Here is a 25951-nt window from a genome sequence, read left to right as displayed (position 1 = left end):
ATAAAAAGGGGCGAATCAGCAGTTAGTTCTTACTTTTTCGCCCCTCCTTTCTCTTTATGTTTACTTTTTGAAATTAAATTTCTTCTTTTTTGATCAATTCTGTACGAATCTCTTGCGGTGCAATGAGACCTCTATGAACTGGGTATGGTCGTTCAAGTAGGTCAAGGAAGAGATGTTGACTTTCAGATACACGTACATTTTCATTACACATATTGTAGTAACGAAGAACATAGCCTTCTTCATTTTCAGCTACCTTAAAGGCTGTCGGACAGATTTGCGGTATGCTGAGAACAGAATGGCTCAAGAGGCTACCAGTCGCAGCCACGCTTCCTTCCTGTCTAGCAAGCTGAAGGCTGGTAAACGGTGTCTGCAAGGCTTTAGCGCGACGATAGGCTGAGAAGCGTTCTTGGGCTTGGTGGCATTCAATCGCAAATTCGACTTCAAACTCACGCAAGCACTGAGCCTCTGGTGTTGGGAAGTAGCCCCAGTCACCCAACTCACCTGATGCACGCAAAATAGTCACGGCAATGGTGTCGTCTCCAAGGATTTCGTATTCATTCAATCCCTTATTGGATACAGTCACACCTTTTTCATCGTCATACAGACTGACAAAGGCTTGTTGGTGTTGAGGATTTTCAGGATTTTCCCATGAAGCTGCTGGTTTGTTTGGTCGTGTTACCACCTCGTAGATGCTTTCAGAATCATTGCTTGGACGCGTGTTATGAGTCTTGACCAAGAGACGGATACGGTGATCCTTGGCAGTGTTAGTAAAGCGAGTCTTGAAGCGGATTTGTGGATTGTCAACAAAGACAGTCAACTCAGTTTCAAGAGGAATGCTTGTCAATTCTTCTGACCGTCCAGCCTCACGCTTCATAAACTCGATGATCCCTTTTTGCTCTTCTTCTAGCTTTTCATCAGCACTGACAGGCACTGTCAATTCATGTTTGAGCAAAATCTTAGCATAGCGAGCTGTGTTGTCCAAGACCTCGTAGCCCTTAAGCTCGGCGTAGATGGGCTCTGTTCCTTTTGGTTGGAAATAGATATACTCGTTTCCGATGTCCCCACGGTCTTCAAAGCGGATAAAGTCTTCGTAAGCTTCATGAGTTGTCTTGTCATAAACTGTGATGTTGTCATCCACACTGACCGTTACAAATGGTGTATCAATCACTCCGTTTTGGTAAATACCGTCACGGTGTTCTTGCTTTCCTTCAAGCAATTGGAAGGTTGTCCAAGAAAGTGATGCTAGGTGAACGGGGATGGTCACGCGCACTTGACGAGCAATACGAGCTTGGCGGAACTTGTCTTTTGGTAAATCATACTCAAAATTAGCCCCAAGGTCTTCGATTTTAGCCTCTACAGGACGACCATCCAAGTCTTCCACACGGTAGCTTGGCAAGGTTAAGGCAGCCATCTTCTTGTAACCTTCTGTTGGGTGCAATTCCTTGAAATCACAAGTCGCAACATCAATCACCGTGCTGACAGTATCGACCTTATCATGCAAGCCCGTGTTAATGACGGTAAAGAGATAGTCACTTTGAGCCTTAGCTGTAGCGATTTTACCCTTCCACTCGTTGATAAGATTGCTCTTAACAAAGTTTCCGACTTGGTTGACCTTGGCAAAACGAGTTTCCATCTCGCGGTGAACTTCGTCCACGCTACAGCCACAGATACTATCATGCGGCGCATTCTGCAAAAGTGTTTTCCAAGCATAGGTCAACTGGTCCTTGTGGTTATGACCCCCAGTGATAATAGTCAAGGGTTCTACTATTTGCTCTAGAAGGTTGCTATTTTCTTGGAAGGCTTGTTTGAGGTAAATGCGGGATGAAGAAGTGTTGGCAAGTGTGTACCAACCATCTGTTTCCTGACTGGTCAACTCACCTGTCACCGATGATAGGTGTTCAGGAAGGGCACCTTCCACAGCTTGGACATATTCATCAAAGGAACTGTGAACAAAGGTCACATCTGGGAAGAGTTCATTGGCCACACGAATGGCTTCGCTCAGATTTTTCTGTACAGGCTGGTGATCACATCCGTTCATCATCAACCATTGGTTTGTCGAAGCATAGTCACGCACGTCTGACAATTTTTGTTTCCAGAAGGTCAAGGCCTCGTCTTTATCAACTGGAATTTCATTCCCATTACTGTACCAATTGGCAAATAGGATACCGAGAACACGACTACCATCTGCACCCTGCCAGTACATTTCTGAAAACTGAGATGTAAACTGCTCATCTTCGAGGACTTGGTTGTCAAATCCAATCGGCTTCACACCACGGCCAAAGGCTGCCACGTGAATGCCTGATTTTTGAAGGATTTGAGGCGCTTGCCCCATATTTCCAAAGGTATCTGGAAAATAACCAATCTGGGTTGATTTGCCCCATTTTGCAGCTTCTTGCTGACCAATAAGAGTATTGCGGACATTGGCTTCACTTGAAATCAAGTAGTCATCCTGCAAGATATAAAAGGGACCAATTTTAAGTTTGCCCTCGTCAATGTAGCGTTGGACTTTGTCGCGATTTTCAGGGCGAATCTCCAAGTAGTCATCAAGGACAATAGTTTGTCCATCCAAGTGGAAACTCTTGAACTCAGGGTCATTTTCAAAGAGATCGAAGAGATTGTCAAATAATTCCACCAACTGCATACGGTGGCTTTCAAAAGGCAAGTACCACTCACGGTCCCAGTGACTATGTGAGATAATATGTACAACAACATTTTCCATGAAGTAAAACCTCATTCTAAATTTAAATTTTAACGTTTTAAATGTAAAAGTATGATTCTGACACGAATCGGTGAAACTAAAGCGAGCTCCTTATACTCAATGAAAATCAAAGAGCAAACTAGGAAGCTAGACGCAGACTGTACTTGAGTACGGCAAGGCGAAGCTGACGTGGTTTGAATTTGATTTTCGAAGAGTATTAGCGGATATCTAGGTAATCCAAGACCAACTCGCAGAACATCATGTTGGCCCAAGAAAACCATTCACGAGAGTAGAGAGTTGGGTCATCCACGTGGAAGCTTTCATGCATAACACCTGTCCCACCATCGCATGCAACCAGCTGATCCAGCAAGAATTTCTTCTCTGCCTTATCTCTTGTTGTCAAGCCTTGGATAGAAAGAGCAATTGGCCAGATATAGCGATAGAAGGTATGAGAACTTCCGAGCCCACTAGCGTATTCTCCTTGGTAGAAATATGGATTTTCAGGGCTCAGAATGGTACGACGAGTGGCTTGATAGACTTCGTCTTCAATGTCGCAATAGCCCAGATAAGGCGCCGCCAACAAACTTGGTACGTTTGGATCATCCATAATACTAGCATTTCCCAAACCATCCACTTCAAAGGCGTAAATCTTTTCACCCTTGCTGTTGGTGGTGTAGGCGTAGTTTTCGATGCCTTCTTGGATTTCAGCCTGGAGACGCTTAGCATCAGCAATAATACTCTCGCTATCAGCTAGGTCTAGTTCTGCAAAGATTTCTTGGACATAACCCAAGACTACAACTGCAAACATATTGGACGGAATCAAGTAGCTATACTGACAGCAGTCATCACTTGGACGGAAGGCTGACCAGGTCATACCAGTCACTGCAAAATCAGGTCCAAAGCCATCATTTACCAAGGTATCTTCCTTGCGGTCCGTATCTCGGACAAAACGATAAGGAGAGTTCTTGTGGTCTTGTTCTACCGTCCACAGATGAAGAATTTCCTTAGTAGCTGCGATAAAAGTCTCATCAAACTGACTAATCTCGCCAGTCTCTTTCCAGAGGAGATAAGCCAGCTGCAAAGGATAGCAAAGCGAGTCCACCTCATACTTGCGTTCCCAAATCCAGCCATTGAGGTCGGTGTGATCAGTCTCGTGGTGCCCCTTCCAGTTTTCCTCAATATTAAAAGAGTTGGCATAAGGATCCTTGAGCACCAAGGTCATCTGACGCTTGACCAAACCTGCAATGGTCTGACGCAGGAGGGCATCTCTTTTAGCCACATGAAGGTAGGGTCGTAGCTGGGCCGTTGAATCCCGAAGCCACATAGCAGGAATATCCCCAGTCAAGACAAAAGTTGAGCCATCTTCTAGGATTTCAACCGTATTGTCCAAGGTGTCTGTATAGCAACGCTCAAAGACATCCACCCACTCTGGATGGTCTTTGGCCCGCTCTGCTACTTCATCAAGCCACTCTCTAACAATTTCTTTCGAATAAATCATGTATCAGTCCTCTTTCAAACAAGTTTCATTTTCAGTATATAGCTTTTGGGACAGAAAATACATACACAAATGATAGTCGTTTTTCTACATAATAAAAGAATTATTATTTTAGGTTTCCTTAGGGCTTCCTGACCCTTATATCACGCGCTTTTTAATAAAAATTACTAACATTACTTTTTACTACTTGCTCCCCCAAAGTACGCAAAAAGGGGAGCAAAAAAAGCCCCACAAAAGGGCTAAGATTTGACGAGTTCAGCAGGCAAGAAACTAGCACGGTCAAACGTGCTTTTTTGTTTTCTGATGAAATATGTACATACTTTTCCATACTTTGGTTTCTGATTGCTGATAGATATATTATACCATGGAGCGCGTGATTTATAAGATTATGACCTCACAAAAGCCCCCAGATTCGTTTCTAAGGGCTTGTAGTTTATCCGTGGTGTTTTAGTTGTCCAGTACGAAACAAAGCAAAATAGAGGGTGAATATGAAGCCTCAGCCTACATTTACCAACATTTACTCTTCTAACTCTCCGTTCTGGTGGAATATGTAGGAACTTTTCAGACCCAGAGAGCATTTTTTAGTTTTTCAACGACTGGTGGAATATGTTCATACTTGTTCATACCTGCTAACATTTTATTAGCTGTTCAACAACTGGCGATATGTGTCCATAAATGTCCATGTTCTCTCGCTTAAATCTCAAATTTTTTTCAACAAAACACCACCACGATAGCTTTTAGCAAAGTCTAGCAGTATCTCAGCTTTGAGACGTTCATACTCAGCCCTATCAATGTCTAGTGTCTCGTATATCTGCCATAACTTTAACCTCTCTCCAGTTCGTCTTGTAAAGAGATTGGCGAATATCTCACGTCGTACATCGTCCAGATTGTCCCTGAAGGCTTCGATCACGCGCAGTAGCTCCATCGCTTTGGCTTCAAATGCTCCATCTTGACCGCCTAGGCTCAGTTTAACCAACGAGTGATAGCTTTTTAGAAATTTGTATGCTTGTTTTATCGTCTCTTCTTTATCGATTGGCATTTTCCACCTTGGCCAAGTTCTCAATGGCTTTTTTCCTAATTCTGTAAATCTGTACCTTGCTAAAATCTAACTCCTTACAAACCTGAGCCATAGGTAGGTTGTTCACATATAACATTACCAAAACCAAATTTTCTACTACATCATCTAACTGATTGATCATGTTCAAAACTTCAAATCGTTCATCCATAATAGCTTGTATCTGCTCCACTATCTTATCTCTTAATTCCAAAGTCTCAATCAGTTTATTTTCAGCGTTGTTTGTTTTGCTTGTGCTTACCCTTGTAGTGAATTGATTGGATCCTGATAATAGCCCATTGTCTAAACTCTGGTACTTTAGTTGCAATCTCTGGATAAGTTCGTTCCCTTTCCTTACTCTTTTTAGTTGTTCCTCTATTTCTTTAATAGTCAAGTTGCTACTCCTTTATGGTATAATAATTTTAAGGAATAATTTATAAAGGAGTCAGCCCTGTGCTGGCTTTTTTTGCGTTTTCTAGGAGTTCGATTGTCCCCCCTTAACGTTCTTTATCTCTAAAAGTATTTGTATCTTAGGAAATCTTAGTATTTTATCTCTAGAATAAAGTCCTGTACCTTGCTATTTTAAAATGTAAAACCTAACCAAAACCTAATCAAAACCTAATCATTCTGAGGTGGTAAGTCTTGGCTTATCTGCTTATCGTTTCTCAGGGAGTTAAGGAGGGTTTTTATTGCTCTTATCTGCTTGATAAATGATAGGGGGATATGGCCACTTTCTCTATGTTCGCTCTAGGTTCAAGTGCTTTCCCGTGAGAAAAAATGTACAATGACGGGTGAAGCTCATAGAAGCGCGTGGGGAGGGAGATAGCCCCCACTATGTTATAAAATTGGAGTAGCTTTATCGGTCAAAAAATCAAGCTAAACACTTAGTAATGCTGCATTCTACAAAAATTAAAAACATTTCAAAAAGGGAATTTTTTGCAAGGAAGAGGGCAGCGTTCCTATTCCCGAACATTATATACCCCCGTTCAAAAATCAAGGGGGTATTTCTGCCTCCTGTCTAGCCTTCATGCCTGTTTAGTATCTTGTAATCGACTGTTGTAACTATAACGCTAAACAATATTTATATCATTTTTTTCTAACCATGATCTTTATTTAGATTTGTTTGTAAATCCTCCAAATCACTACTTCAGATTACTCAATCCATTCAACCAAAATCTATCTCCCTTTCTAGTATAGTAAACAAACTTTTGATAATGCTTGTAATATCGTTTCTGTTTCATATACTTTGGTCTTTCTGGGAAACTATCAAACATATATCCACCACGTCTAGGACTCCAATTTGGTTCTACCTTTCTAGCTTCTCTCAGTGCTCTCTCCCAATAGTATTGGCAATCTGTCTTGCTTCGGTTCAGTGTTTGCTTGTGTATTTTCTGACATAATCCACAACCATAGAGCAAAAGTCTCTTATAAAGCTTTCTGCAACGATTACCACAAATAGGACAGATAAAGAAATATCGATTACCTCCCTTGGTTCCTGGTATTCTTGCTAAATCAAAATGATTGCATTCAAAGATGATGTACAGGTTATTTAAGTCTATTTCTAGTTTTCTACCGTCCAACTCAGCTATACCATGACTAATGTTCTTGTCTTTCATTGGCTTTATAAACGTTTCTATGGTTATTGATTCTATAATTTCCATTCATTCAAAATACCTTTATATAGAAAAACCCAAATCGATTGGGTTAGTAGTAATAAAACCACAAAAAGAGGCTGGTGCCTCTCTTGATAGTTCTAGCTTTCTGCCTCTGCCACATAATCAGCAAGGCCTTTATATTCGCCCTCTACGTCCAATTTTTGGAGTAGGCTAATACTTTCATCGTCCAGCATTTCCAACGTACCAAAAGCAGTCATAGAGTCCATAGGGATAGGCTTATCAGAAAGCAAGCGATCAGCATAGTCTAATAGTTCCAGCTCGTAGTCTGTGACCTTATTCAGCAAACTCTCAAAATCCTCTGACTCTTTGAGTTGAAGCACGCGCTCCTGTTTGTAACGTTCTTCAAACGCTTCATCTCCCTCTGGTTGTTTGTAATAATCTTTGAAACTGTCACAAATACGCTTGAAGGTCTTGTTTAGTTTGCTATCCTCCACATACTCAGCTACAAGCGTTCCCTTATCCTTGTAGGTCAATGAGATTGTAGGCTGGCAATATGTCCCAGTCATATATCCCAGTAGCGCGTGACCTGCTACCATAGCAGTATCTAGGTCTTTAAATTCGTAAGTAAAAGTAAATGTTTTTGCTTTATTTGAAACTGTTTTTAACATCATGTTGTTTGTCTCCTTCATTGCTACTTGTATAATACTACCATGGTGAATGTAATCCATGTGTCTGAAATCGTTGTTGAATGTTTTACATCAATTACCTGCACGGTTGCCATGAAGTCGTTTACTATTTGCTCAAATTCTTCAAGAGGTTGCTTCCAATTGTCATAAATAAATATTTTTGTTTTCATGTATTTTCTCCTTTAATTGGTGTTTAAGTCGTTTTTGTGACCTTCGTGTGACAAAGAACGTCACACGTTCAAACCCTTGAGGCTCTAGGTGTTTCACTACCTTGTGACCATGTGACATTCTTTTGTTTTATCGTTCCTATATATAAATACTGCATTTTTTCTATATATAAGAGTTGGAAAGAATGTCACAATGTCACACCTATCTCCCTAAAGCTAGATATATCAATGCTTCAAGGGGTGTGACCTTCTTTTTTGAGAACGTCACACAATGTCACACCTTTAACTAAAAACACTGTATTATCAAGCGTTTAGTCATAAAAAGAATGTCACACTATTTATTTTTAGTAATAGAGTGTTGAGGTGACTTCAACTTCATCTTATCGCTACTCCAAACATCTAGTTTCTCAAAATCTGAAGGATTCACACGTTTCTTTTTAATATCGTAATGATAAGGTGTTAACTGTTGTAAATGTTTGATAGTCTCTTTTCCTGCCCCGTAAACATTAGGCTTCGATATTCCCATATCTTCAGCATAATGCTTCAGCGATCTGGTCAGTATAAAAACAGGTACTACGTCCAGCTCATGCCAACCTCTTTCCATGTATTCATGCTTAACCCATGAAAGTAAGTAATCATTATCCTCTTGATACTCTTTTAACAGGTTTTTGACTGCTTTAGGTTCGATAAAGTGTGTAAATGGCTCTTGATTGATAGCTTTGTAGAGGGCATATTCTAGGACTTCATCATTGGCCAAAAATTCATTTTTTATCCAAGGTTTTTCCTTCTCCCCGTTAAAGTCAGCATTAAAAGGGACGATCATAATTCTACGATACCAACCTTTTGTCTTGTTGCCACCATTGGGGATATAATTCCCTGAAAAGATATTGAATAGCTTGAAAGTAGCTTCAAAGGCTGGGCGTCCTTTTGGATTGACTAGGACTGTATCGCCACTAGTGATACTCATTAAATCAGACGGATTTTTTAAGTATTCGTTTGGCGCTTCGTCTCCAATATTACAAACCTTACCTACCAAGGTCTCCAAGTTATGCTTTTCTCCGAACTGTGCAGGCTTTAAGGCTGATATATTACTTTCCCCTATCAGATTGATAAGGAAGCGCTGAAATGTCCCTTTACCATTGTTACCGTCCCCGTAGAAGATAGCAAACTTATTTCGGGTATGGTTAGGGTTAATAGCTTCAAGGATAATCTGCCAAAGTAGTGTTACCAGTTCACTGTCATTACAAGCGATTGAGTTTAGCCAATCATCAAACGTTTTGCCTTCTCTATCTCTTGGGACTCGTGTAGGAGATTTATAGGCCGTGCTTATCTTACTTGTAATTACATACTTAGGACTAAAAGGGAGCAGTTCCTTAGTTTCTAAGTTGATAATACCGTTCTGTACGGGAATGAGGTTAGAACTTTCTAAAGGTTTTCGTATCTTTGCTAATGTTCTAACCATTAATTTAATCTGTGGCCACTCTCTGGGTTTAATTCTAACATCAAAAGTTTTACACAAAAGATTGAAAAGATCATTACTAGCGGTATAGATACCCTCGTCTAAATCATAGATATAGAGTAGGCTATAATCAGGTATATTGCTCTTGCTGATAAAAGTAAATGTGACAATCTCGCTCAGTATTTTTGCTACTGTAAAAGTGCTAGGGAGTGGAACTGACTCCTTAATATTCCCATCTTTTTCTTTAATCTCAGTATTCTCTTTCCGCCATTCTTCACCAGCTTTAAAGATACGATTTTCAAGCTCCTTCATCGTTCTAGGAGGTTGTTCTTGCTCTCTGACCTCCAAGATTTCACTTTTTAGGTTTGCTAATTCTTCTAGTTCTATGGTTCTAACCTCTCTTTCTATATTCAGCCCGTGCTATACTGCTAAAAGTGCGGTCTAGCTCTTCAATAGGCAATGGTTCAACTGTCACGCTATTGGCTATCTTTGTAAGTTCATAAGCGGTCTCTAGGTCACAATCAACCCACTTATTAAAGAGTAAACCTACAAAGCGTGTCAATGCTACGTTTCGCCCTCCCTCGTCTCCAAATCCGTTGAAAAGCGTGTCAATGATCCTCATGGTCATAGATTTCTGACCGCTTGGCCTTGGAGTATATGGAAGGCTTGTAGCATTCTGTTTAACTAGTTCAGCCGTTGTCTGTGGGACTGGATAATCAAGTCCATGCTCTACAATCTTTTGATAACTTGCTGGGTCGCCTGTTGTTACTGGCAGCCCTTGGAGTTGTGACCAGGTTAGACTTGCCATGTCAAAGGGTAGCCCAATCTTATCAGCAATCTCTTTCACTACCTGCTTATAGGTTGCCTCGTTCATCACGTTGTCAGACTTCACTACAAGGCGAAAACGGGGCTTTTCTAAGCTATGTTTAATAGTCGGGTATAAGATATAGGAGTAGCCAAATAAAGCGCTAGAAACAGCCTTTATAAAGCCCTCAGACGTCCCCTGTATATCGTCATAATCAAGGAAAATCAAATCCCGATAGATTAGACTGGAGTTGTTTCGCTTGTAACTGCCATTCTTTTCTGGCGTTACTTTCCCACTGATACAGTAAGGCGCTTGTGTACGTTTAAATTCTTCAATGTTTGCCCCTTCAGGAACTACCAAAGGGTTAAAGCGTTCAATGTACTGGAACGGCTCAATTTTATCAAATGGATAGACAAGATTACTCTGAAAGCCTTTAGCCTCATAAATTGTCATTCTCCACCCCCAGAAACTTCATCAAATCAGAAATTCTATAATAGATTTTCCGAGTATCTTCTAGTGGGGGCTGGTATCGCCTTAGCCCTGCTTTTTCCCATTTTTGGAGTGTCATATATTTTATATCTAACTCATCCATGACTTCCTGGGCTGATATTAAACCTGTCAGTCGTGGTTTGTGTATATCACGCGCTTCCAGGTATCTTTCCACTACCTCCAGAATGCCATGCGCTAGGTCTTGCTCACTTTCTCGACTTAGGCTAAACATATCCACATACCCCCTTTAGTAAATCCTTATAACTTTCTAAGTCGCTGTTCATCAACACCGCTAGGCGCTTTTCTTCTTCTCGTATTTGATTGTAAAATGTTTTTGCTCCGTCCAGTAGCTCCTCTTTGTTAGCTGGGATAAAATATCCTCTAAATATTCCATGGCGAACCCCAACAATAGGAACGCTATGGCGCGTGATTAGACGGCTGATAATATCTTGCACGGTTCTTTCTGCTAGCTTAGTGATCAGGCTGATTTCTGCCCCTGTTATGGAGTTCTCAGCCCCTACCTTGATTAGTCTTAATACTCGTTTGTCATTCTCTGATAGACTCATTCAGTTCCTCCCCATACGTTGACCCCTGCAAGCTGGATATAACGCCCATAATCAGGGCTTAAATCTTCGCTAGGTGTTTCTATCGTCTGTTGGTTTTCTCGCTCAAATTGGGCGCTTTTTTTGCGGTCTCGGTGGTTTAGATAAAGCAGTAAGCCAATCAATACCATCATAAAGACAACCGCTTGTGTATTGGTCAAATCTAGTTCATTCATGCTATGCCCTCGCTTTGTAATTCTTGATATATTCCACTTGATCAGTTCGCTCCATCTTCAAAAACTCATCTACCTCTTCGGTACTTACCTTTCTATCTACAAAATCAGCAATAAACTGGAAGAGATTCGGATTTCTCTCCTTGATTTCAGCCATTTGTTTATCAAATTCTGCTTGTGTCATGTTGTCTAGGTCTAATGTCATTGCATTGCCTCCTAATCAATCATCATTCCACGAGTATATAAGGATGAGTCTGTCCATGAATCCAAAACGTTCTTTTTCCCTCGTTTTTTCTTTGCGATATCAACCGCTATGACTTCCCATACATAATTCAATAATTGGCTTTGTTCCATTGGGTAGGTATTCTCTTTAGTTATTTCAGCTAGGTAAGTGTTTAAGAAAAGAAATCCATCAAAGTTGGAAAGTAGCTTTATAAACTTAGTATCACCCCAATAATTTCTGTAATAAGACTCTTCTCGTTCTTCTAGTTCTCCTATTACTTCAGCAACTACTCTCTGTTTCATCCTTTCCGTCTGTTCCTTAAGTGTTTCCTGTTGTTCACGGTATTCTGTGCTAGTTAGTTCATTGTAGACATCATCCAAGTCGTTCAATACTCTACTAATTTCTCTTTTAGCTAATGCAGTTCCATCTCCTACAAGAATTTCTTGTATTTCTTCTAAATTTGTTGAAATAGCTTCTAATTGATCTGCTATCATGTTTTTCCTCCGTTGGCCTTTTAATTGTCGTTTACTATCCAGGATATCCTCACACTCAAAAACTTGGCGGTCGGAGAGTGTGGGGATTTTTGAGTTGTTTCTTATAGACGATATCCTCACACTCAGAGTCGCCAAATTGAAAGCGTGAGAAAGTACCAGTTTAAAGAGTTGGCGCTCTCCGTATGGTCAAATTGCCCTAAATATGCTATAATCTAGGTATAAATCTTTACTAAAACCTCTTTGATAATAGCTTGCCTGCTTTTTGTTAAATTCGTTTTAGTGTTAGTGTGAAAGGCTCTGCGGTGTGGTTATTGCTAAGCCTTTTTTGTTGCAATCACGCGCTTCTTTGGCGTGTTTTTTTATTTCTGAATGCCATAGCTTTGATTTCCTGATAACTCATATTCAAGCCAATCATGGCTATTACCATGTCTTCAAATGCCTGGTACTGCTCCAGCTCCTCACTGGTCAAGCTATCGATGCCATTATAGCCCCCACGTTCTTCCCTTAACTGCTTAGCGTTCCTGTCGGTTACTGCTTTTAGTAGCAGGTTGTTCATGGTGCTATGCGCGTGCTTGGGTTTTGCCTCCCATGTTTCAATACTGTCATGCAGTGTTTTTCTTTTTGGCTTTTCTAGCTCCCTCTGCATACGAAACTTAGAAAGCTCCTCACGCATTTCAAAGAAGGCTTTGACTAGGTTGGTTTTGAAGTTGGCCACTTGCTCGGTATTCTTTAAAAATGTAACTAACAAGGTCGCTTGTTGCTCATTCAAAATATAGTCCTTGGTATTCTGGCCACTCTCCATAGCTTGGATTTTAAATCCAACCTTTCCGAACTGTTCAAACCTTACTTGATGTTTGCGGATCGTCTTGGTTATTGTGTGATGTTGCAATCCCGTGCACTCTGCCACAATACTGCTCAGTGTATACGGCTCTTTTTTACCGTCCATATAGACTAATTCCATTGGTTTGCTCCTTATTGTTAATCAAATTCCTAAAAACTCCGCCACCTCTTTAGCAGTGAAAACTCCATTTGGGCTTGATTCAATATCATCTTCCAATACTTTAAAATGTAAGAATGGTTTTGTTTCGTAGCTTTCGCCTTTTTCGTAAAGTGATTTAATACGGTCAAATAGTTTTGTCAATGCAACGCCACTGGTGTACTCAACAATGATTTCACCGTGTCCATTGTAAGCTGTTTCTTCAACGTCTGTGATCATGCGAATTTCTTCGCCTAATGCTCTAGCGATACCGTGGTCAGTTGTTTGTGCTTGATATACTTGTTTATTGTTCATGTTGTTTTCTCCTTTATGTTCTAGGTCGGATATTTCTTCCGAGCAGGTCAATCCCCAGTGGTAAAGCACCACATAAGAAATCTGTATATGTATTGTAGTGTTGCGATTGATTCGCTCCTTTCTAGCTATAAAATAGTTCATCTATGGTTATATCTGATTTGATTTCTGCAACCATTGATTTAATTGCTAGGCGTTCTTTGTCATTGAATGGCGTTTTACCTAATTCTTTGTTATTGTATGACTGCAAAGAAATTTTTAGCTTGTCCGCCATCTGTTGTTGAGTTAGCCCTAACATAACTCGATAGCCTCGTAGTTTGCTCATAGGTTTCCCCCTTTCTAAAAAAATCCCCCTCCATGAATAGATTGAAAGTGTGAAAGGTTGGAGGAGGTTATGCACAATTTTTCTATGCTTGATTTGTATGATACACAATATTTTTTCTATTGTCAACTGTTTTTTTAATTTTTTGCACAAAAAAATTGTACTTTTTTTAAGATATAGTATATAATCATCTGTGAAAGGTGTGATAAAGCATGAATAGATTGAAAGAATTAAGACAAGAAAAAAAGCTATCTCAAAAAGAGTTAGCTGAGAATATTGGGGTTCATTATCGGACTCTTCAAAATTGGGAAAACGGAGAAAGCCAAATCAAACCAGAAAAAGCAAAACAATTAGCTGATTACTTTGGGGTAAGTGTTGGATACTTACTAAATTACACAAATAGTAAAAAAGACCCATTTGATGGTTACATTCCAACACCAAGAGAGTATCGTTCATGGCAAGAATTTGACTATATGCAATTATCAAAAACCGATTTAGATTTTTATGACTATGAAAAATTAAGAAAGCATCTTGAACCATTCGCCCTAGAATTGATGCTTAACTACTTTTTCTGCACAGATGATGAGAGAGAACTACTTAGAACTATTGCAAAAAAATTTGCAAAGAAAGATGCAGTATCATTTAAAAAAGACAACGATTAATAGCAAATAAATTTCCACTTTCCACTCTCTAAAGTGCAAAAACGGGGGAAATTGAAGAATAGAAAGCCGATTTTACAGACTAAAGCGCAAAATTGAGCGAATTTTACAAATAGAAAGGAGAATCATGAGCGAAAAAGGAAAAAGCATCGACGGCCTGATGCGTCATATTAGAAAAAGTCATAAAATTAAAATAAAGGGGAGTTCTCAAAAAAGAACTCTCAGAAACATAGGATATTACCACGGTTACAAGGCTTACAGATTTGTTCGTAAAAAGAATAATTTGCTTAGTTTTACAACTTTTGATGAAATCAAAAAAACTTATAATTTCGATAATACATTAAAGGCGCTATTATATCCTGAAGTTATGAAAGTTGAAACAGCAATCAACAATTACACGCTCGAAGTTCTTGTAACAGATTCCGATATTTACATGGATTCTATCTTTAAACAAAAATTGAATCACTTCGATGATTTTCCAAAAAACTCAAAAGAGTATAAGAAAGAAATGGGTAAATTTCTAAATCTACGTCGTAATATGGAAGGCACAATAGCAAATAATTACACTAAAAGTTCCATCATTCAGCATTATGTCCATCAAAATAAATCAATACCATTCTGGGCAATTTTTGAGCATACTACAATGGGAGACTTAGGGAGTATTATTGAGAGACTAAATAATCACACCCGCCGTAAAATTCAAGAAGATTTAGGTTGTTTAGACACTAGTCTAGATACCAATCTTGAATTACTATCCAAACACATCTTCATTATTAAAGATTTACGCAATGCAATCGCTCATAATAACGTTGTTTTTGATTGTCGTTTTAATACTTTTAAAATTAAGGGCATGATCATTAAACACCTTGAGAAACATACTAAAGTTAAAAATATAAACTTCAAAACAATTACTGATTATGTAATTTTGATTGCTTATTATTTAAAACTACTACGTTTTAGTAAGATAGAAATACGGAGTTTCATTACTCGTTATGAAAAAATAATTAAAGAGTATTCTCAAACTATCAAAAACCCCCACGATGTCCATTTAATCCTTGGAGTAGATAGTTTCGCAAAAATAAAGCTATTTTTAAAAAATCTATAAATTTTCGATGTTTTTGTTGCAAAAAATGTAACTTATTGATAGAATAGTAACTATTAATCGCGATAACGTTTTTCGGAACTTATCTAAAAACATCGGACTTAAAACACCGGTGTTTTTTTATTTTGTAAAACTTTCTAAAAAGTGATACCGTAATTCTTAATCGTAAAAGAAACCCTATGGGTTACACTGCTCTATACCTGTATCTCTATATAGGTCAGGGTTACAACAAGAAATTAAGTGTATCAGCTTTTTAGTCGGTACACTTTTTCTATTGCCCATATAAGCCCCATATCCGCCTTGTTTCCAACTCTGGTATTATTTACCGTCTGACTGCTTAAAATTGAATACAGGGCAAACTGTGAATCCCCTAGCATGATATAAAACCTTTTTGATAATGGCTTGCCTGCTGATGTATTTTAGAAAGGTTTATCATCATGAAAATAACTGAAGTTATAAAAAAAGACGGTAGTAAAGTCTATCGTGCTAATATATATCTAGGAGTTGACCAGGTAACAGGAAAGAAAGTAAAAACCAAAGTAACAGGTCGGACACATAAAGAGGTAAAGCAAAAGGCCACTAAAGAAAAAATAGCTTTTCAAAAAGCAGGATCTACCAGACAAAAGGCTGTTACCATAAAAAACTATCAAGAATTGGCAACTCTCTGGTGGGAAAGCTATAAGAATACAGTTAAGCCAAACACTCAAGGAAACGTTAGAGCGCTAATAGATAATCACATATTGCCTACATTCGGGGAGTATAAGCTCGATAAGCTCACTACTCCACTTATCCAGTCCATTATCAACGAACTTGCTGATAAGACTAATAGAGGGGAAAAAGGGGCTTTTCTACATTATGACAAGATACACGCTTTAAACAAACGTATCTTACAGTATGGCGTAACCATGCAAGCTATACCGTCCAATCCTGCGCGTGATGTGGTTTTACCTCGCAACACTCAGAAAGCAAAGCGACAAAAGCTAAAGCACTTTGATAATCAAGAGTTAAAAAAGTTTCTTGTTTATCTTGATAATTTAGATAGTTGTAAATATCGTTATTACTATGATGTAACGCTCTATAAGTTCCTACTGGCAACTGGTTGTCGTATCAATGAAGCTTTAGCCCTTTCTTGGTCTGATATAGATTTAGATAATGCTATCGTGCATGTCACCAAAACACTAAATCGGTATTTAGAAATCAATAGCCCAAAGTCGAAGTCTAGTTATCGGGATATAGATATAGATCAAGAGACTGTTAGCATGCTGAAGCAGTACAAACTACGCCAAACTAAAGAAGCTTGGAAGATAGGGCAACGTGAAAGTGTCGTATTTTCTGACTTCATTCATGAATATACTAGCATTGTAAAACTTAAAAAAAGATTACTAACACATTTTAAGCGTGCTGACGTTCCTAACATTGGCTTTCACGGATTCCGGCACACTCACGCTAGTCTCTTGCTTAACTCTGGAATACCATACAAAGAACTCCAACACCGTCTAGGTCACTCTCAAATCAGCATGACCATGGACACATATAGCCACCTCTCAAAAGAGAACGCAAAAAAAGCAGTATCATTCTACGAAACTGCACTAAAAGCACTATAAGGGGAGCAAAAAGGGGAGCAAATTCAAAAATTAACAATTCAAGACAAAGCAAAAAGCCAATAGCAACAGGGTTTTTGTTAGATTTATTTTAAAAAAGGCTCATTTTTCTACAAAATAGTTATCTTTGAAACTCCTTTTCTAAAGGCCTTCTTTTTCTGATATAATGTAGAAAAACAGCTAAAGGAAAGACTATGAAACCACTACTTGAAACCATCGATACTCGCTTTGGAACTGCCAGCAAGCATGCCTTTTCCCGAGGAAATACCCTGCCTTATACAGGCCTTCCTTTTGGGATGAATTACTTTGTGCCCCAGACCAGTGACCAGGAGGGCTCTTGGTTTTTCGATCCGCATCTGCCTATCTTTCAGGGGATTCGACTAACCCACCAACCCAGTCCTTGGATTGGGGACTACTCTTGGCTCCTCCTGACACCTGTCACAGGTCAACTAGGTGGAGACAGTCTCTTCCACCGCCAATCTTCCTATGATATGAATAAGGCTACTTTCCAGCCTCATTATCTGAAGATTTTCTCCCTGCGCTATCAGATTGAAAGCCAGCTCACACCGACTTGCTACGGAGCTTCTATTCGTTTGGAGCAAAAGCAAGGTAAAGCCCTCTCCCTCTATCTTCACGCAGCAGATGAACTGACAGTAGAACAAGTAAATAAGCGGACTCTTGCCCTGCGACAAGAAGGTAAAACTGAAACCAATAAAAATTCGCTAACGATGTTCACTGCTCTACAGTCGAATACGGATATTCTTGCTATCAGCCAAGAAGGTGGAGACTGGCGAATTGACTTAGCAAGCAGCCATGCTGAGATTCAACTAGGCACTTCTTTCATCTCCCCTTCTCAAGCTCTAGTCAATCTACCTCAAGAAGATTTTGATAGCAGTAAAGCAAGTGCCCAAGCGAACTGGGAAAATCTCCTCCATCGTTTTGACGTTATCGAGACAGGAGAGGCTGACCGAACCTTCTTTGACCACTGCCTTTACAGACTCTTCCTCTTCCCACAGACTTTTTATGAGGTTGATGAATCAGGGCAAGCAATCCACAAAGATCTGGCTACTGGAACTGTCAAGCCCGGTGTCCTCTTTAGCAACAATGGTTTCTGGGATACCTTCCGCACCACCTTCCCCCTCTTTGCCCTTATCATACCAGAGCATTATCGTCTCTTTTTAGAAGGTTTCCTCAATAGCTACCGCGATACCGGATTTCTTCCAAAATGGCTGGCCCCAGATGAACGTGGCATGATGCCGGGTACCCTGCTAGATGGCATTATCGCAGATAGCGCCTGCAAGGACATGGCTCCCGACTTGGAAGAAGAACTCCTTCAAGCCATGCTTGAAACAGCCAGCAAGTCCGACCCTCTTGGCATCAATGGCCGCCACGGACTAGCCCAATACCAAGAACTAGGCTACCTATCTACCGACCACCACGAAAGCGTCAGCCACACCCTAGACTATGCCTATAGTGACTTTTGTATCGCAAGCTGTGCCGAAAAACTGGGGCAAATAGAGATTGCTGAGACTTATAAGACTACTTCACACAATTACCGACATCTATTTGACGCTGAGACAGGTTACATGCGAGCGCGTGATAGTCAAGGCAACTTCCGCCTTGACTTCTCTCCTTATAGTTGGGGACGTGATTATGCCGAATGTTCAGCCATCCAAGCAACTTTAGGCGTCCTTCACGACATCCCAGACTTAATCCAACTTATGGGTGGAAAAGAAACCTTCAGCAACTATCTTTTGAAAACCTGTCAAGATGCTCCCCTCTTTGAGACAATAGGCTATGGCTACGAGATTCACGAAATGAGCGAAATGTCTACTGCTCCTTTTGGGCAACTCGCCATTTCCAACCAGCCAAGCTTCCACATTCCTTATCTCTTCCGCTACAGCGATTACCCTTACTACACTGCCCTTCTCATCAAGACGCTCCGTCAGAAAGCTTTTCACCCAAGTTGGGAAGCCTATCCTGGCGATGAAGACAATGGCAGTCTCTCAGCCTGGTACATCTGGTCAGCTCTCGGATTTTATCCGACCTGTCCAGGAAAACCAAGCTATGATCTCGGAATTCCTCTCTTTGACCATCTCCGAGTCTATCTTGCCAAAGAAGATAAATGGCTAGATATTCATGCTGAGCAAAACCACAGCCATTTTAACTTTGTAAAAGAATGCCGACTGGATAAAACACTCGTATCAACTATTCAACACCAAAACCTCTTAAAAGCTGAACAACTAACCTTCACACTTAGCTGGTTACCAAGTCATCGCTAAATAATAAAAAATCTGCAATCCCCAAGGTTATCCACAATCTGTGAATAACTATCCCAAGCTGTGCTTAACTCTTGAGTTGCAGCAATTAAAACTACTTTATAATCCTCAAAAGTTACTAAATTGGTCACACAAATAAGAAATATCACTAAAATAATCAGAAGTTATCCACACTTATCCACAACCTGTTAGTAACTTTTATGAATAGCTAAGACTTATCTCTCACGAACACTAAAAAGAGCCTGACTCCAGGCTCTTTAGTCTATTATTTCTTCTCAGCGCGAAGGGCTGACAAGATTTGTGTACGGATATCATCCACACCATTTGGCGTATTTGGTAAAAAGATAGTCTGATTTCCTTTAGAGGCAAAGGTATTTAAGGTATCCAAATACTGGTTGGTCAAGAGGATAGACATGATTTGCTCTTCTGTCATACCAACATTGGCTTCCTTGAGTTCTGTGATAGACTCTGCCAATCCATCCACAATCGCCTTACGTTGTTGGGCAATCCCCACACCATGGAGGCGGTCTTTTTCTGCTTCGGCTTCAGCTGCAGTGACGATTTTAATCTTGTCGGCTTCCGCCAATTCTTGCGCTGCGACCCGTTTGCGTTGCGCCGCATTGATTTCATTCATGGATTGCTTGACTTCTGCATCTGGTTCGACCTTAGTAATCAAGGTTTTCACAATAATATAACCGTAAGTAGTCATTTCTTCCGCCACTTGGTGTTGAACTTCGAGGGCAATCTCATCTTTTTTCTCAAACAATTCATCTAAGGTTAATTTGGGAACAGAAGAGCGAAGAGCATCTTCGATATAAGATTTAATCTGAGATTCTGGACGCATGAGTTTATAGTAGGCATCTGTCACGCTCTGCTCATTGACACGGTACTGAGTCGCCACATTCATCATAACGAACACATTATCCTTGGTCTTAGTCTCAACCACAATATCACTTTGCAACAAACGCAACTGAATCCGCGCTGCAATCGAGTCAATCCCAAAAGGCAAGCGAATATGAATACCGCTATTGGCAACCTTTTGGTATTTCCCAAAGCGTTCAATAATCGCCACCGACTGCTGACGAACTACATAAACTGTACTCAGTGTGACTATCACCAATAGGAGCACACAAACCACCACAAAAATCATCAAAAATGTTGCCATTATCGTGACCTCCATCATTATTTTTCCTGTATTATAGCACATTTAAAGAAGGCTGTGCAGTTTTTACTGCGATTTTTCCTGAAATGTCAATAATTAGAGGTGAATTGTCACATTGTCGTCTGATTTCTTGCTAAACCAACTGGTAAAGAATTAGGTGCACCATGCTAGTTCTCTCTAACTCCGTTGATTATCAACATACTATCTGAGCTTTACAAGTCGTGGACAAAGAAACGAAACAAGTAACGGTTAATCCCTTTAAAAGACTCACAAAAAACATCATTGAAGTGAACCGCACTCCAATAGTTCAAGCATCAAGTAAGGTTGATGATCTAAATTTGATGTGTATACTATTTTTGTCATCGGTTACCAATTACGTTCCTTAGGTATCTGAAAGGTCTATAATGAAGTCACCATCTGGTATCCAAAAACCGACTAGCTCCTATGAACTAGTCGGTTTTCTCATCAATGCGCCAACATTTCTTGGGCGATTTCTTGTCCAGATAGGTTATCTGGGTAGTAGGTTGGCCAGTTATCCATCTCTTCAAAGAGAGCTTCTTGGCTTGTACCTCCAAAGAAGATATGGAAATGTTCTGCCTTAACTGGGGCGATATTGTGGTCACTAAACTGAACATACTTGAATTGTCCAGCGTCAGCATCTGTGGCTTCAAAGAGGAAGCGCACGCCACGATTGCCTTTCTTATAAGTCAAGATTTTCTTGCCGACATACTTGTAAGTATATTTCTTACTTTGTCCACCTTGAACAAATTCCATAGTGTTATCAGTAATGTTAATCTTAGTCACATCTGTCTGATAGCCTTTTGTATAGTAAGCCTTGTACTCAGCCTGGGTCATCTTACCAGTCAACTTAGCCTTGTAGTCAAAGACTTGATCAAACGTACCATCTTCAAGGAAAGGATAAACTGATTGCCAGTTACCTGCATAGTCACTCAAGGTGCGGTCCTTGACATCTGCATCCTCAAAGTAACCATTTTGAACTGTCTTGGTATCCTCTGCCTTTTCAGGCTCAATTGCTGGGCCTTCTTGGTCTGTTGTTTGTTTTAGAGCCTTGAGGTTTTTCTCCATGATAGAGATGTAATTTTCTCCAGCCTTGGTATCCTCTTCTGTCAAACTTTCTAAAGGATTAAGGACATCTGTTTTGACACCTGCTTCTTTTGAAAGTGTGTTAGCAAGAGCTTGTGAAGCATTTTCTTCAAAGTAGATATAGGCGATTTTATTTTTCTTGACGTATTCTGTCAATTCTGCCAAACGAGCAGCTGATGGCTCGGCATCTGGAGAGAGGCCTGAGATTGCGACCTGCTTGAGTCCATAGTCCAAAGCAAGGTAGTTAAAGGCTGCGTGCTGAGTCACAAAGCTCTTTTGTTTAGCTTGAGATAAGCCTTCTGCATAAGCCTTATCCAAGGCTTGCAATTTTTCGATATAGGCAGCAGCATTCTTCTCAAAGGTCTCTTTTTTATCAGGATAATCTGCTGACAAGCTATCACGGATGTGCTCTACCAGTTTGATAGCACGGACTGGTGACAACCAAACATGGGGATCATACTCGTGATGATGACCTTCTTCTCCATGGTCATGGTCTCCCTCTTCTTCCTCGCCACCTGGCAAGAGCAACATATCGCCTGTTGCCTTTATGGTTTTCACTTTTTTCTTATCCAAAGTATCTAGCAATTTAGGGACCCATGTTTCCATGTTTTCATTTTCATAAACGAAAGTATCTGCATCTTGGATTTTGGCAACTGCCTTGGCAGATGGTTCATATTCATGGGGTTCTGTACCAGCACCGATAAGGAGTTCTACATTAGCAGTATCTCCTGCGACTTGCTTGGTAAATTCATAGACAGGGTAAAAGGTTGTCACGATATTGAGTTTGCCATCCGCCTGCTTTTGATTGGAACAAGCCACTAAAAACAGGGCACATAGACTGGCGAACAATAAGCTAATTTTTTTCACGTTAGTCTCCTATTTGATAAAACGTCTTACTAAACTAATGAGTAAAAAGACAGTTACAAAAATAATGGTAATACTTGCACTTGCAGGTGTTTCTGCATAATAGGAAATGTAAAGTCCTGCTACCATTCCCAAAAACCCAATCGCACTGGCAAGCAACATAACCGATTTAAAGTTTTTCCCCAGACGCAGGGCAATACTAGCTGGCAAGACCATAATGGTCGACACCAGCAGAGCTCCTGCTGCAGGAATCATCAGAGCAATAGCCACCCCTGTCACCATGTTAAAAAGAATAGACATGGTACGAACTGGCAAGCCATCCACAAAGGCCGTATCCTCATCAAAGGTCAAAATGTACATCGGACGAAGGAAGAGGAAGGTCAAAATCAAAACAACCGCCGCAATGACAAAAAGGGAAATAACCTGCTCTTCGCTGATAGTCACGATTGAACCAAAAAGATACTGGTCCAAACTCATAGAACTCGAGCTTTTACCCTTGCTCATGACAATCAGAGAAACAGCCAGACCTGTCGACATGAGGATAGCTGTCCCGATTTCCATAAAGCTCTTGTAAACCGTACGGAGATACTCCAAAAAGACCGCCGCAATCAAGACAATGGCAATCGTAGAAACAGTCGGAGAAATCCCTAGAACCAAACCAAAGGCTACACCTGAAAGTGAGACGTGGCTAAGAGTATCACTCATCAAACTCTGACGACGCAAGATCAGGAATGTTCCAAGAACTGGCGAGAAAAGACTCATAGCAATGACGGCTATAAAGGCACGCTGCATAAAGTCATAAGATAATAAACTAAGCATGGCCCACCTCCTGGTCATTCTCATGAACGTTGAAACAACGCCATGGCGAGTCTTGGTTACGGACTAGATGAATATTGCGGTCCGCATAGTCCTTAACTTCTTCAGGGTCATGAGTAATCATCAAAACAGCCTTGCCATGATGATGGGCGCTGTGGTGCATCAGTTCGTAAAATTCATTTTTACTTCCTGCATCCATCCCCGTTGTCGGCTCATCTAGGATAAACACATCTGGATCAGAGGCAAACATACGCGCAATCACCGCTCTCTGCTTTTGCCCCCCAGAGAGAGACCCCAAGCGTTTATCTCGGTGTTCCCACATGCCAACTGAGTCTAGACTAGCCTTAATATGCTCCTCATCATGAGCATTCAAGCGACGGAACCAACCCTTTCGCGGATAGCGGCCCGACTTGACAAATTCATAAACCGTACTTGGAAAACCAGCATTAAAACTGGCAATCTGTTGAGGAAGATAGGCTATTCTCAATTTTTTTCCCTGAGTATTTGTCTTTGAAATAGTCACCTTACCAATGCGTGGTTGGAGAATCCCAAGACTGGCTTTGATGAGTGTCGTCTTAGCTGCTCCATTCTCCCCCGTCAAGGTAACAAATTCCCCACTATCAACACTATAATTGATATGCTCAAGAACAGGCTCCTTATCATAATAGAAGGACAAATCCTCTACCGTAATATATCTCATTATTTGATTTCTCCTACTAAAGCAGTCAAAAACCGCTGAATCACTTTTTGTTCATTTGGAGTAAACTGAGTCGCCACTTGTTCATAGGTTAAAAGCGTATGCTCATGGTGATGATGGTGCTCCTCAGCAATTGGACGAGCCAAGTCAGTCAACTGATAAAAAATCACACGCGCATCCTTAGGATCTTTAGACGTTTCCAACATTCCTTCCTTGACCAAAGACTTAATGGCCTTGGTAACTGCCGCCTGACTGACATTGAGACGACGAGCCAACTCTGAATTTGTTAAAGATTCCTCTGACAAAAGCATGAGGATATGCTCCTGAGTATTGGTCAGAGCTACCTCGCTAGTACAATGACCTATTAGGATTTCATGTTGGTTTTCCGCCTGTAAAATCACCTCATTCAAAAAGGCATCGATATCCTTCGCTAGCTGTCTCATATCTGACTCCTTTCCTTTTGGACTTCTCTTTTTATGAGAAAAATACTATTCTTTGGAATTTTATTTACCAGTTAATTATATCACAAGCAAAAAAAGAGTCAAGAAAAAACGTGAAAACTAGTTTCATCCTTGAACTCTTCTATACTATTATCTATTGAAATGCCTTGACATCTCCATCATAAGTTGCCCAGTCTTTACTGAAGAAGCGCTCATTCAAATGGTACGTCGGAGCTGGGGTGGGATTGGATAGGAAAGGATCAACTGCCTTGTCAAAAGCCAACCAACCCAACCAACCAATATGAATGGTATCCTTCATAAAAAAAGGCTCCCCTCCATCCTTAGAAAAATCTGCTATATTAGTAAAACCTTGACTTTCTAACTGGTAGCGAATCTTCTGTACCGTTTGTTGGTACATATCCTCTCGTAGACCAGCATAGTCCATCCATTTTTTATTAACAGGTGGAATGATAAAAATCGGGTTTACCTTGGATTTAGAAAACTGTGTCAACACCAACTGCAAATCATTATATTCTGGCGACTTGAGATAGGTATGTGTTTTCTGAGAACCTTTTAATTTCTTCAAATCCTTTTTAATCTGAGTAGTATAGAAATAATTTTCCATTCCTAAATCATTATTAGAAGTATTCTTTTCGGCATCTGCTTTAACAATATCTTCTATGGCTTGATAAGAAAACTGGTCCGGCAAGGTTTTTAAATATCTACCCACATGCTTATCATAATTGACATAGCCCCTAACAGAAAACTGACCAAAAAAGGAAGCTTGGCGTTCATTAAACCGAGCCAATAATTCAATCATTTCATTGTCTTCATTCGACAATTCTTCTTTGCTTGCCAACTTCTGAACCAGTTCCTTCATAGCTACGTTGGGAAACTGCTGTAGTAAGCGAGTCGCTGCATATTGACTAGCCTGATCTCCAGATTGATTTTCCAGAAAACTGGTCAACTGGTCTCCATTAAAATATTCCTGGAAAGCTGCTGGTTCATAACCATTTTTACTGAACCACTGTGGTGAGATAACATACACAACTTGTTTATTCTCTAGCTGTGGCAACATCTGTTGCATCCCAAAATACTGATTGAGTGATGCAGCTCCTCTCTGTCCTAAAAGATAGGGACGGTAGGAGCGATTGTACTTCTCAGCCAAAACTGCAGGATGAGCACCATCAAAACGAAGCCATTCACTGGAGCCAAAGAAGGGAACAAAACGCATATTTGGATCAGATAGGGCTCTGACCTTTTGACTTCGCTCCTTAAAACTATCGATAGTAGTAGCCACCGCTGAACGCTTTTCAGCTCCTAGATTATGATGCATCTCAGTAGGATAAAAGAAAATGAGCAGAAAAACCAACAAGCCAGCTATCAAGACCGGTCCGAAGATCATCCATAAGCGTTTAAGCATTTTGTAGCTCCACAATGCCAGCTATGATTTTATTGGCTGTATTCCAGTCATCACGACCAAATTCTGTTACAGGGACACGAATGTCAAAACGGTTTTCAATCTCCACAATCAATTCAACCGTTCCCATACTATCCAAGACACCTGCGTCAAAAAGATCTTCATCCATCATGTCAGAAACATCTTCCATAAACAACTCATCAATAATTTCGATAACTTCTGATTTGATATCCATA

General features: G+C 40.2%; 28 protein-coding genes. 4 read left to right on the top strand and 24 right to left on the bottom strand.

Annotation, left to right across the window (positions count from 1 at the left end):
- Nucleotides 1–73: 73 nt before the first annotated feature.
- The 17 genes from PAN07_RS06240 to PAN07_RS06160 all read right to left on the bottom strand — a co-directional run bounded on the left by PAN07_RS06240 (nt 74) and on the right by PAN07_RS06160 (nt 13574).
- Nucleotides 74–2719 carry an alpha-mannosidase gene (locus tag PAN07_RS06240; RefSeq protein ID WP_084862688.1) on the bottom strand — a complete coding sequence of 882 codons (2646 nt, stop codon included), beginning with the start codon at nt 2717–2719 and terminating at the stop codon, nt 74–76.
- 196 nt (nt 2720–2915) lie between these two features.
- Entirely contained in the window at nt 2916–4196 is a 1281-nt protein-coding gene (locus PAN07_RS06235) for a glycoside hydrolase family 125 protein (protein ID WP_084862686.1), read from the bottom strand.
- Nucleotides 4197–4893: 697 nt separating this feature from the next.
- Nucleotides 4894–5232: a hypothetical protein gene (locus PAN07_RS06230; protein ID WP_084862683.1), complete on the bottom strand. Its 339-nt coding sequence runs from the start codon at nt 5230–5232 to the stop codon at nt 4894–4896.
- A complete protein-coding gene (locus tag PAN07_RS06225) occupies nt 5219–5641 on the bottom strand; it encodes a DUF1492 domain-containing protein (RefSeq protein WP_084862681.1) in 423 nt (140 codons plus the stop codon). The genes PAN07_RS06230 and PAN07_RS06225 overlap by 14 nt, the downstream gene beginning before the upstream one ends.
- A 748-nt stretch (nt 5642–6389) precedes the next feature.
- Nucleotides 6390–6899 carry a hypothetical protein gene (locus PAN07_RS06220; protein WP_192856293.1) on the bottom strand — a complete coding sequence of 170 codons (510 nt, stop codon included), beginning with the start codon at nt 6897–6899 and terminating at the stop codon, nt 6390–6392.
- Nucleotides 6900–7000: 101 nt separating this feature from the next.
- A complete protein-coding gene (locus PAN07_RS06215) occupies nt 7001–7534 on the bottom strand; it encodes a hypothetical protein (RefSeq protein ID WP_084862678.1) in 534 nt (177 codons plus the stop codon).
- A 20-nt stretch (nt 7535–7554) separates the two neighbouring features.
- Complete coding sequence (locus PAN07_RS06210; protein ID WP_084862676.1) at nt 7555–7719, bottom strand: hypothetical protein; 165 nt, start codon at nt 7717–7719, stop codon at nt 7555–7557.
- Between the two features lie 331 nt (nt 7720–8050).
- Nucleotides 8051–9487 (bottom strand): DNA primase family protein, encoded by a 1437-nt coding sequence (locus PAN07_RS06205; RefSeq protein ID WP_084862674.1) that lies wholly within the window; start codon nt 9485–9487, stop codon nt 8051–8053.
- A 79-nt stretch (nt 9488–9566) separates the two neighbouring features.
- A complete protein-coding gene (locus PAN07_RS06200; protein WP_084862672.1) occupies nt 9567–10433 on the bottom strand; it encodes a primase alpha helix C-terminal domain-containing protein in 867 nt (288 codons plus the stop codon).
- Nucleotides 10420–10701, bottom strand: coding sequence for a transcriptional regulator (locus PAN07_RS06195; protein WP_084862670.1), 282 nt, complete (start codon nt 10699–10701; stop codon nt 10420–10422). Before PAN07_RS06195 ends, PAN07_RS06200 begins: the two co-directional genes overlap by 14 nt.
- Nucleotides 10694–11035, bottom strand: a complete 342-nt coding sequence (locus PAN07_RS06190) for a DNA-binding protein (protein ID WP_084862668.1) — start codon at nt 11033–11035, stop codon at nt 10694–10696. Before PAN07_RS06190 ends, PAN07_RS06195 begins: the two co-directional genes overlap by 8 nt.
- The gene (locus PAN07_RS06185) at nt 11032–11247 is read right to left on the bottom strand and encodes a hypothetical protein (protein WP_084862667.1); all 216 of its coding nucleotides are present in this window, start codon (nt 11245–11247) and stop codon (nt 11032–11034) included. Before PAN07_RS06185 ends, PAN07_RS06190 begins: the two co-directional genes overlap by 4 nt.
- A gap of 1 nt (nt 11248) precedes the next feature.
- The gene (locus PAN07_RS06180) at nt 11249–11449 is read right to left on the bottom strand and encodes a hypothetical protein (RefSeq protein ID WP_084862665.1); all 201 of its coding nucleotides are present in this window, start codon (nt 11447–11449) and stop codon (nt 11249–11251) included.
- An 11-nt stretch (nt 11450–11460) separates the two neighbouring features.
- The gene (locus PAN07_RS06175; protein WP_084862661.1) at nt 11461–11961 is read right to left on the bottom strand and encodes a hypothetical protein; all 501 of its coding nucleotides are present in this window, start codon (nt 11959–11961) and stop codon (nt 11461–11463) included.
- A gap of 334 nt (nt 11962–12295) precedes the next feature.
- The gene (locus PAN07_RS06170; protein ID WP_084862659.1) at nt 12296–12922 is read right to left on the bottom strand and encodes a Rha family transcriptional regulator; all 627 of its coding nucleotides are present in this window, start codon (nt 12920–12922) and stop codon (nt 12296–12298) included.
- 21 nt (nt 12923–12943) lie between these two features.
- Nucleotides 12944–13252, bottom strand: a complete 309-nt coding sequence (locus tag PAN07_RS06165; protein WP_084862658.1) for a hypothetical protein — start codon at nt 13250–13252, stop codon at nt 12944–12946.
- A gap of 121 nt (nt 13253–13373) precedes the next feature.
- Nucleotides 13374–13574 (bottom strand): helix-turn-helix domain-containing protein, encoded by a 201-nt coding sequence (locus PAN07_RS06160; RefSeq protein WP_000040966.1) that lies wholly within the window; start codon nt 13572–13574, stop codon nt 13374–13376.
- A gap of 209 nt (nt 13575–13783) precedes the next feature.
- On the opposite strand from PAN07_RS06160, the gene PAN07_RS06155 reads away from it, so the two are divergent.
- The 4 genes from PAN07_RS06155 (at nt 13784) to PAN07_RS06140 (ending at nt 19215) form a co-directional block, all read left to right on the top strand.
- Nucleotides 13784–14233, top strand: a complete 450-nt coding sequence (locus tag PAN07_RS06155; protein WP_001080845.1) for a helix-turn-helix transcriptional regulator — start codon at nt 13784–13786, stop codon at nt 14231–14233.
- Nucleotides 14234–14357: 124 nt separating this feature from the next.
- Nucleotides 14358–15335, top strand: a complete 978-nt coding sequence (locus PAN07_RS06150; RefSeq protein ID WP_084862656.1) for an Abi family protein — start codon at nt 14358–14360, stop codon at nt 15333–15335.
- Nucleotides 15336–15769: 434 nt separating this feature from the next.
- A complete protein-coding gene (locus PAN07_RS06145; protein ID WP_084862654.1) occupies nt 15770–16936 on the top strand; it encodes a site-specific integrase in 1167 nt (388 codons plus the stop codon).
- Nucleotides 16937–17127: 191 nt separating this feature from the next.
- Nucleotides 17128–19215: a GH92 family glycosyl hydrolase gene (locus PAN07_RS06140; protein ID WP_084862653.1), complete on the top strand. Its 2088-nt coding sequence runs from the start codon at nt 17128–17130 to the stop codon at nt 19213–19215.
- Nucleotides 19216–19477: 262 nt separating this feature from the next.
- Here PAN07_RS06140 and PAN07_RS06135 read toward each other — a convergent pair whose 3' ends face one another.
- From PAN07_RS06135 to dltC, 7 genes are all read right to left on the bottom strand, one after another.
- On the bottom strand, nt 19478–20362 hold the full coding sequence (locus PAN07_RS06135) for an SPFH domain-containing protein (protein ID WP_004235732.1): 885 nt from the start codon (nt 20360–20362) through the stop codon (nt 19478–19480).
- Between the two features lie 477 nt (nt 20363–20839).
- Nucleotides 20840–22345 carry a zinc ABC transporter substrate-binding lipoprotein AdcA gene (adcA, locus tag PAN07_RS06130; RefSeq protein ID WP_084862651.1) on the bottom strand — a complete coding sequence of 502 codons (1506 nt, stop codon included), beginning with the start codon at nt 22343–22345 and terminating at the stop codon, nt 20840–20842.
- Nucleotides 22346–22354: 9 nt separating this feature from the next.
- Nucleotides 22355–23161: a metal ABC transporter permease gene (locus tag PAN07_RS06125; RefSeq protein ID WP_084862649.1), complete on the bottom strand. Its 807-nt coding sequence runs from the start codon at nt 23159–23161 to the stop codon at nt 22355–22357.
- Nucleotides 23154–23858 (bottom strand): metal ABC transporter ATP-binding protein, encoded by a 705-nt coding sequence (locus tag PAN07_RS06120; protein ID WP_001269496.1) that lies wholly within the window; start codon nt 23856–23858, stop codon nt 23154–23156. Before PAN07_RS06120 ends, PAN07_RS06125 begins: the two co-directional genes overlap by 8 nt.
- Nucleotides 23858–24298 (bottom strand): zinc-dependent transcriptional regulator AdcR, encoded by a 441-nt coding sequence (gene adcR / locus PAN07_RS06115; protein ID WP_001249308.1) that lies wholly within the window; start codon nt 24296–24298, stop codon nt 23858–23860. The genes PAN07_RS06120 and adcR overlap by 1 nt, the downstream gene beginning before the upstream one ends.
- 151 nt (nt 24299–24449) lie before the next feature.
- The gene (dltD, locus tag PAN07_RS06110) at nt 24450–25718 is read right to left on the bottom strand and encodes a D-alanyl-lipoteichoic acid biosynthesis protein DltD (RefSeq protein ID WP_084862648.1); all 1269 of its coding nucleotides are present in this window, start codon (nt 25716–25718) and stop codon (nt 24450–24452) included.
- Nucleotides 25711–25950, bottom strand: a complete 240-nt coding sequence (gene dltC, locus PAN07_RS06105; RefSeq protein ID WP_000351967.1) for a D-alanine--poly(phosphoribitol) ligase subunit DltC — start codon at nt 25948–25950, stop codon at nt 25711–25713. Before dltC ends, dltD begins: the two co-directional genes overlap by 8 nt.
- Nucleotide 25951 lies beyond the last annotated feature (1 nt).

The organism is Streptococcus sp. SM5 (genome assembly GCF_027497975.1).
The sequence above is the reverse complement of the archived record's forward strand: the minus strand, read 5'-3'. Positions and strand labels throughout refer to the sequence as shown.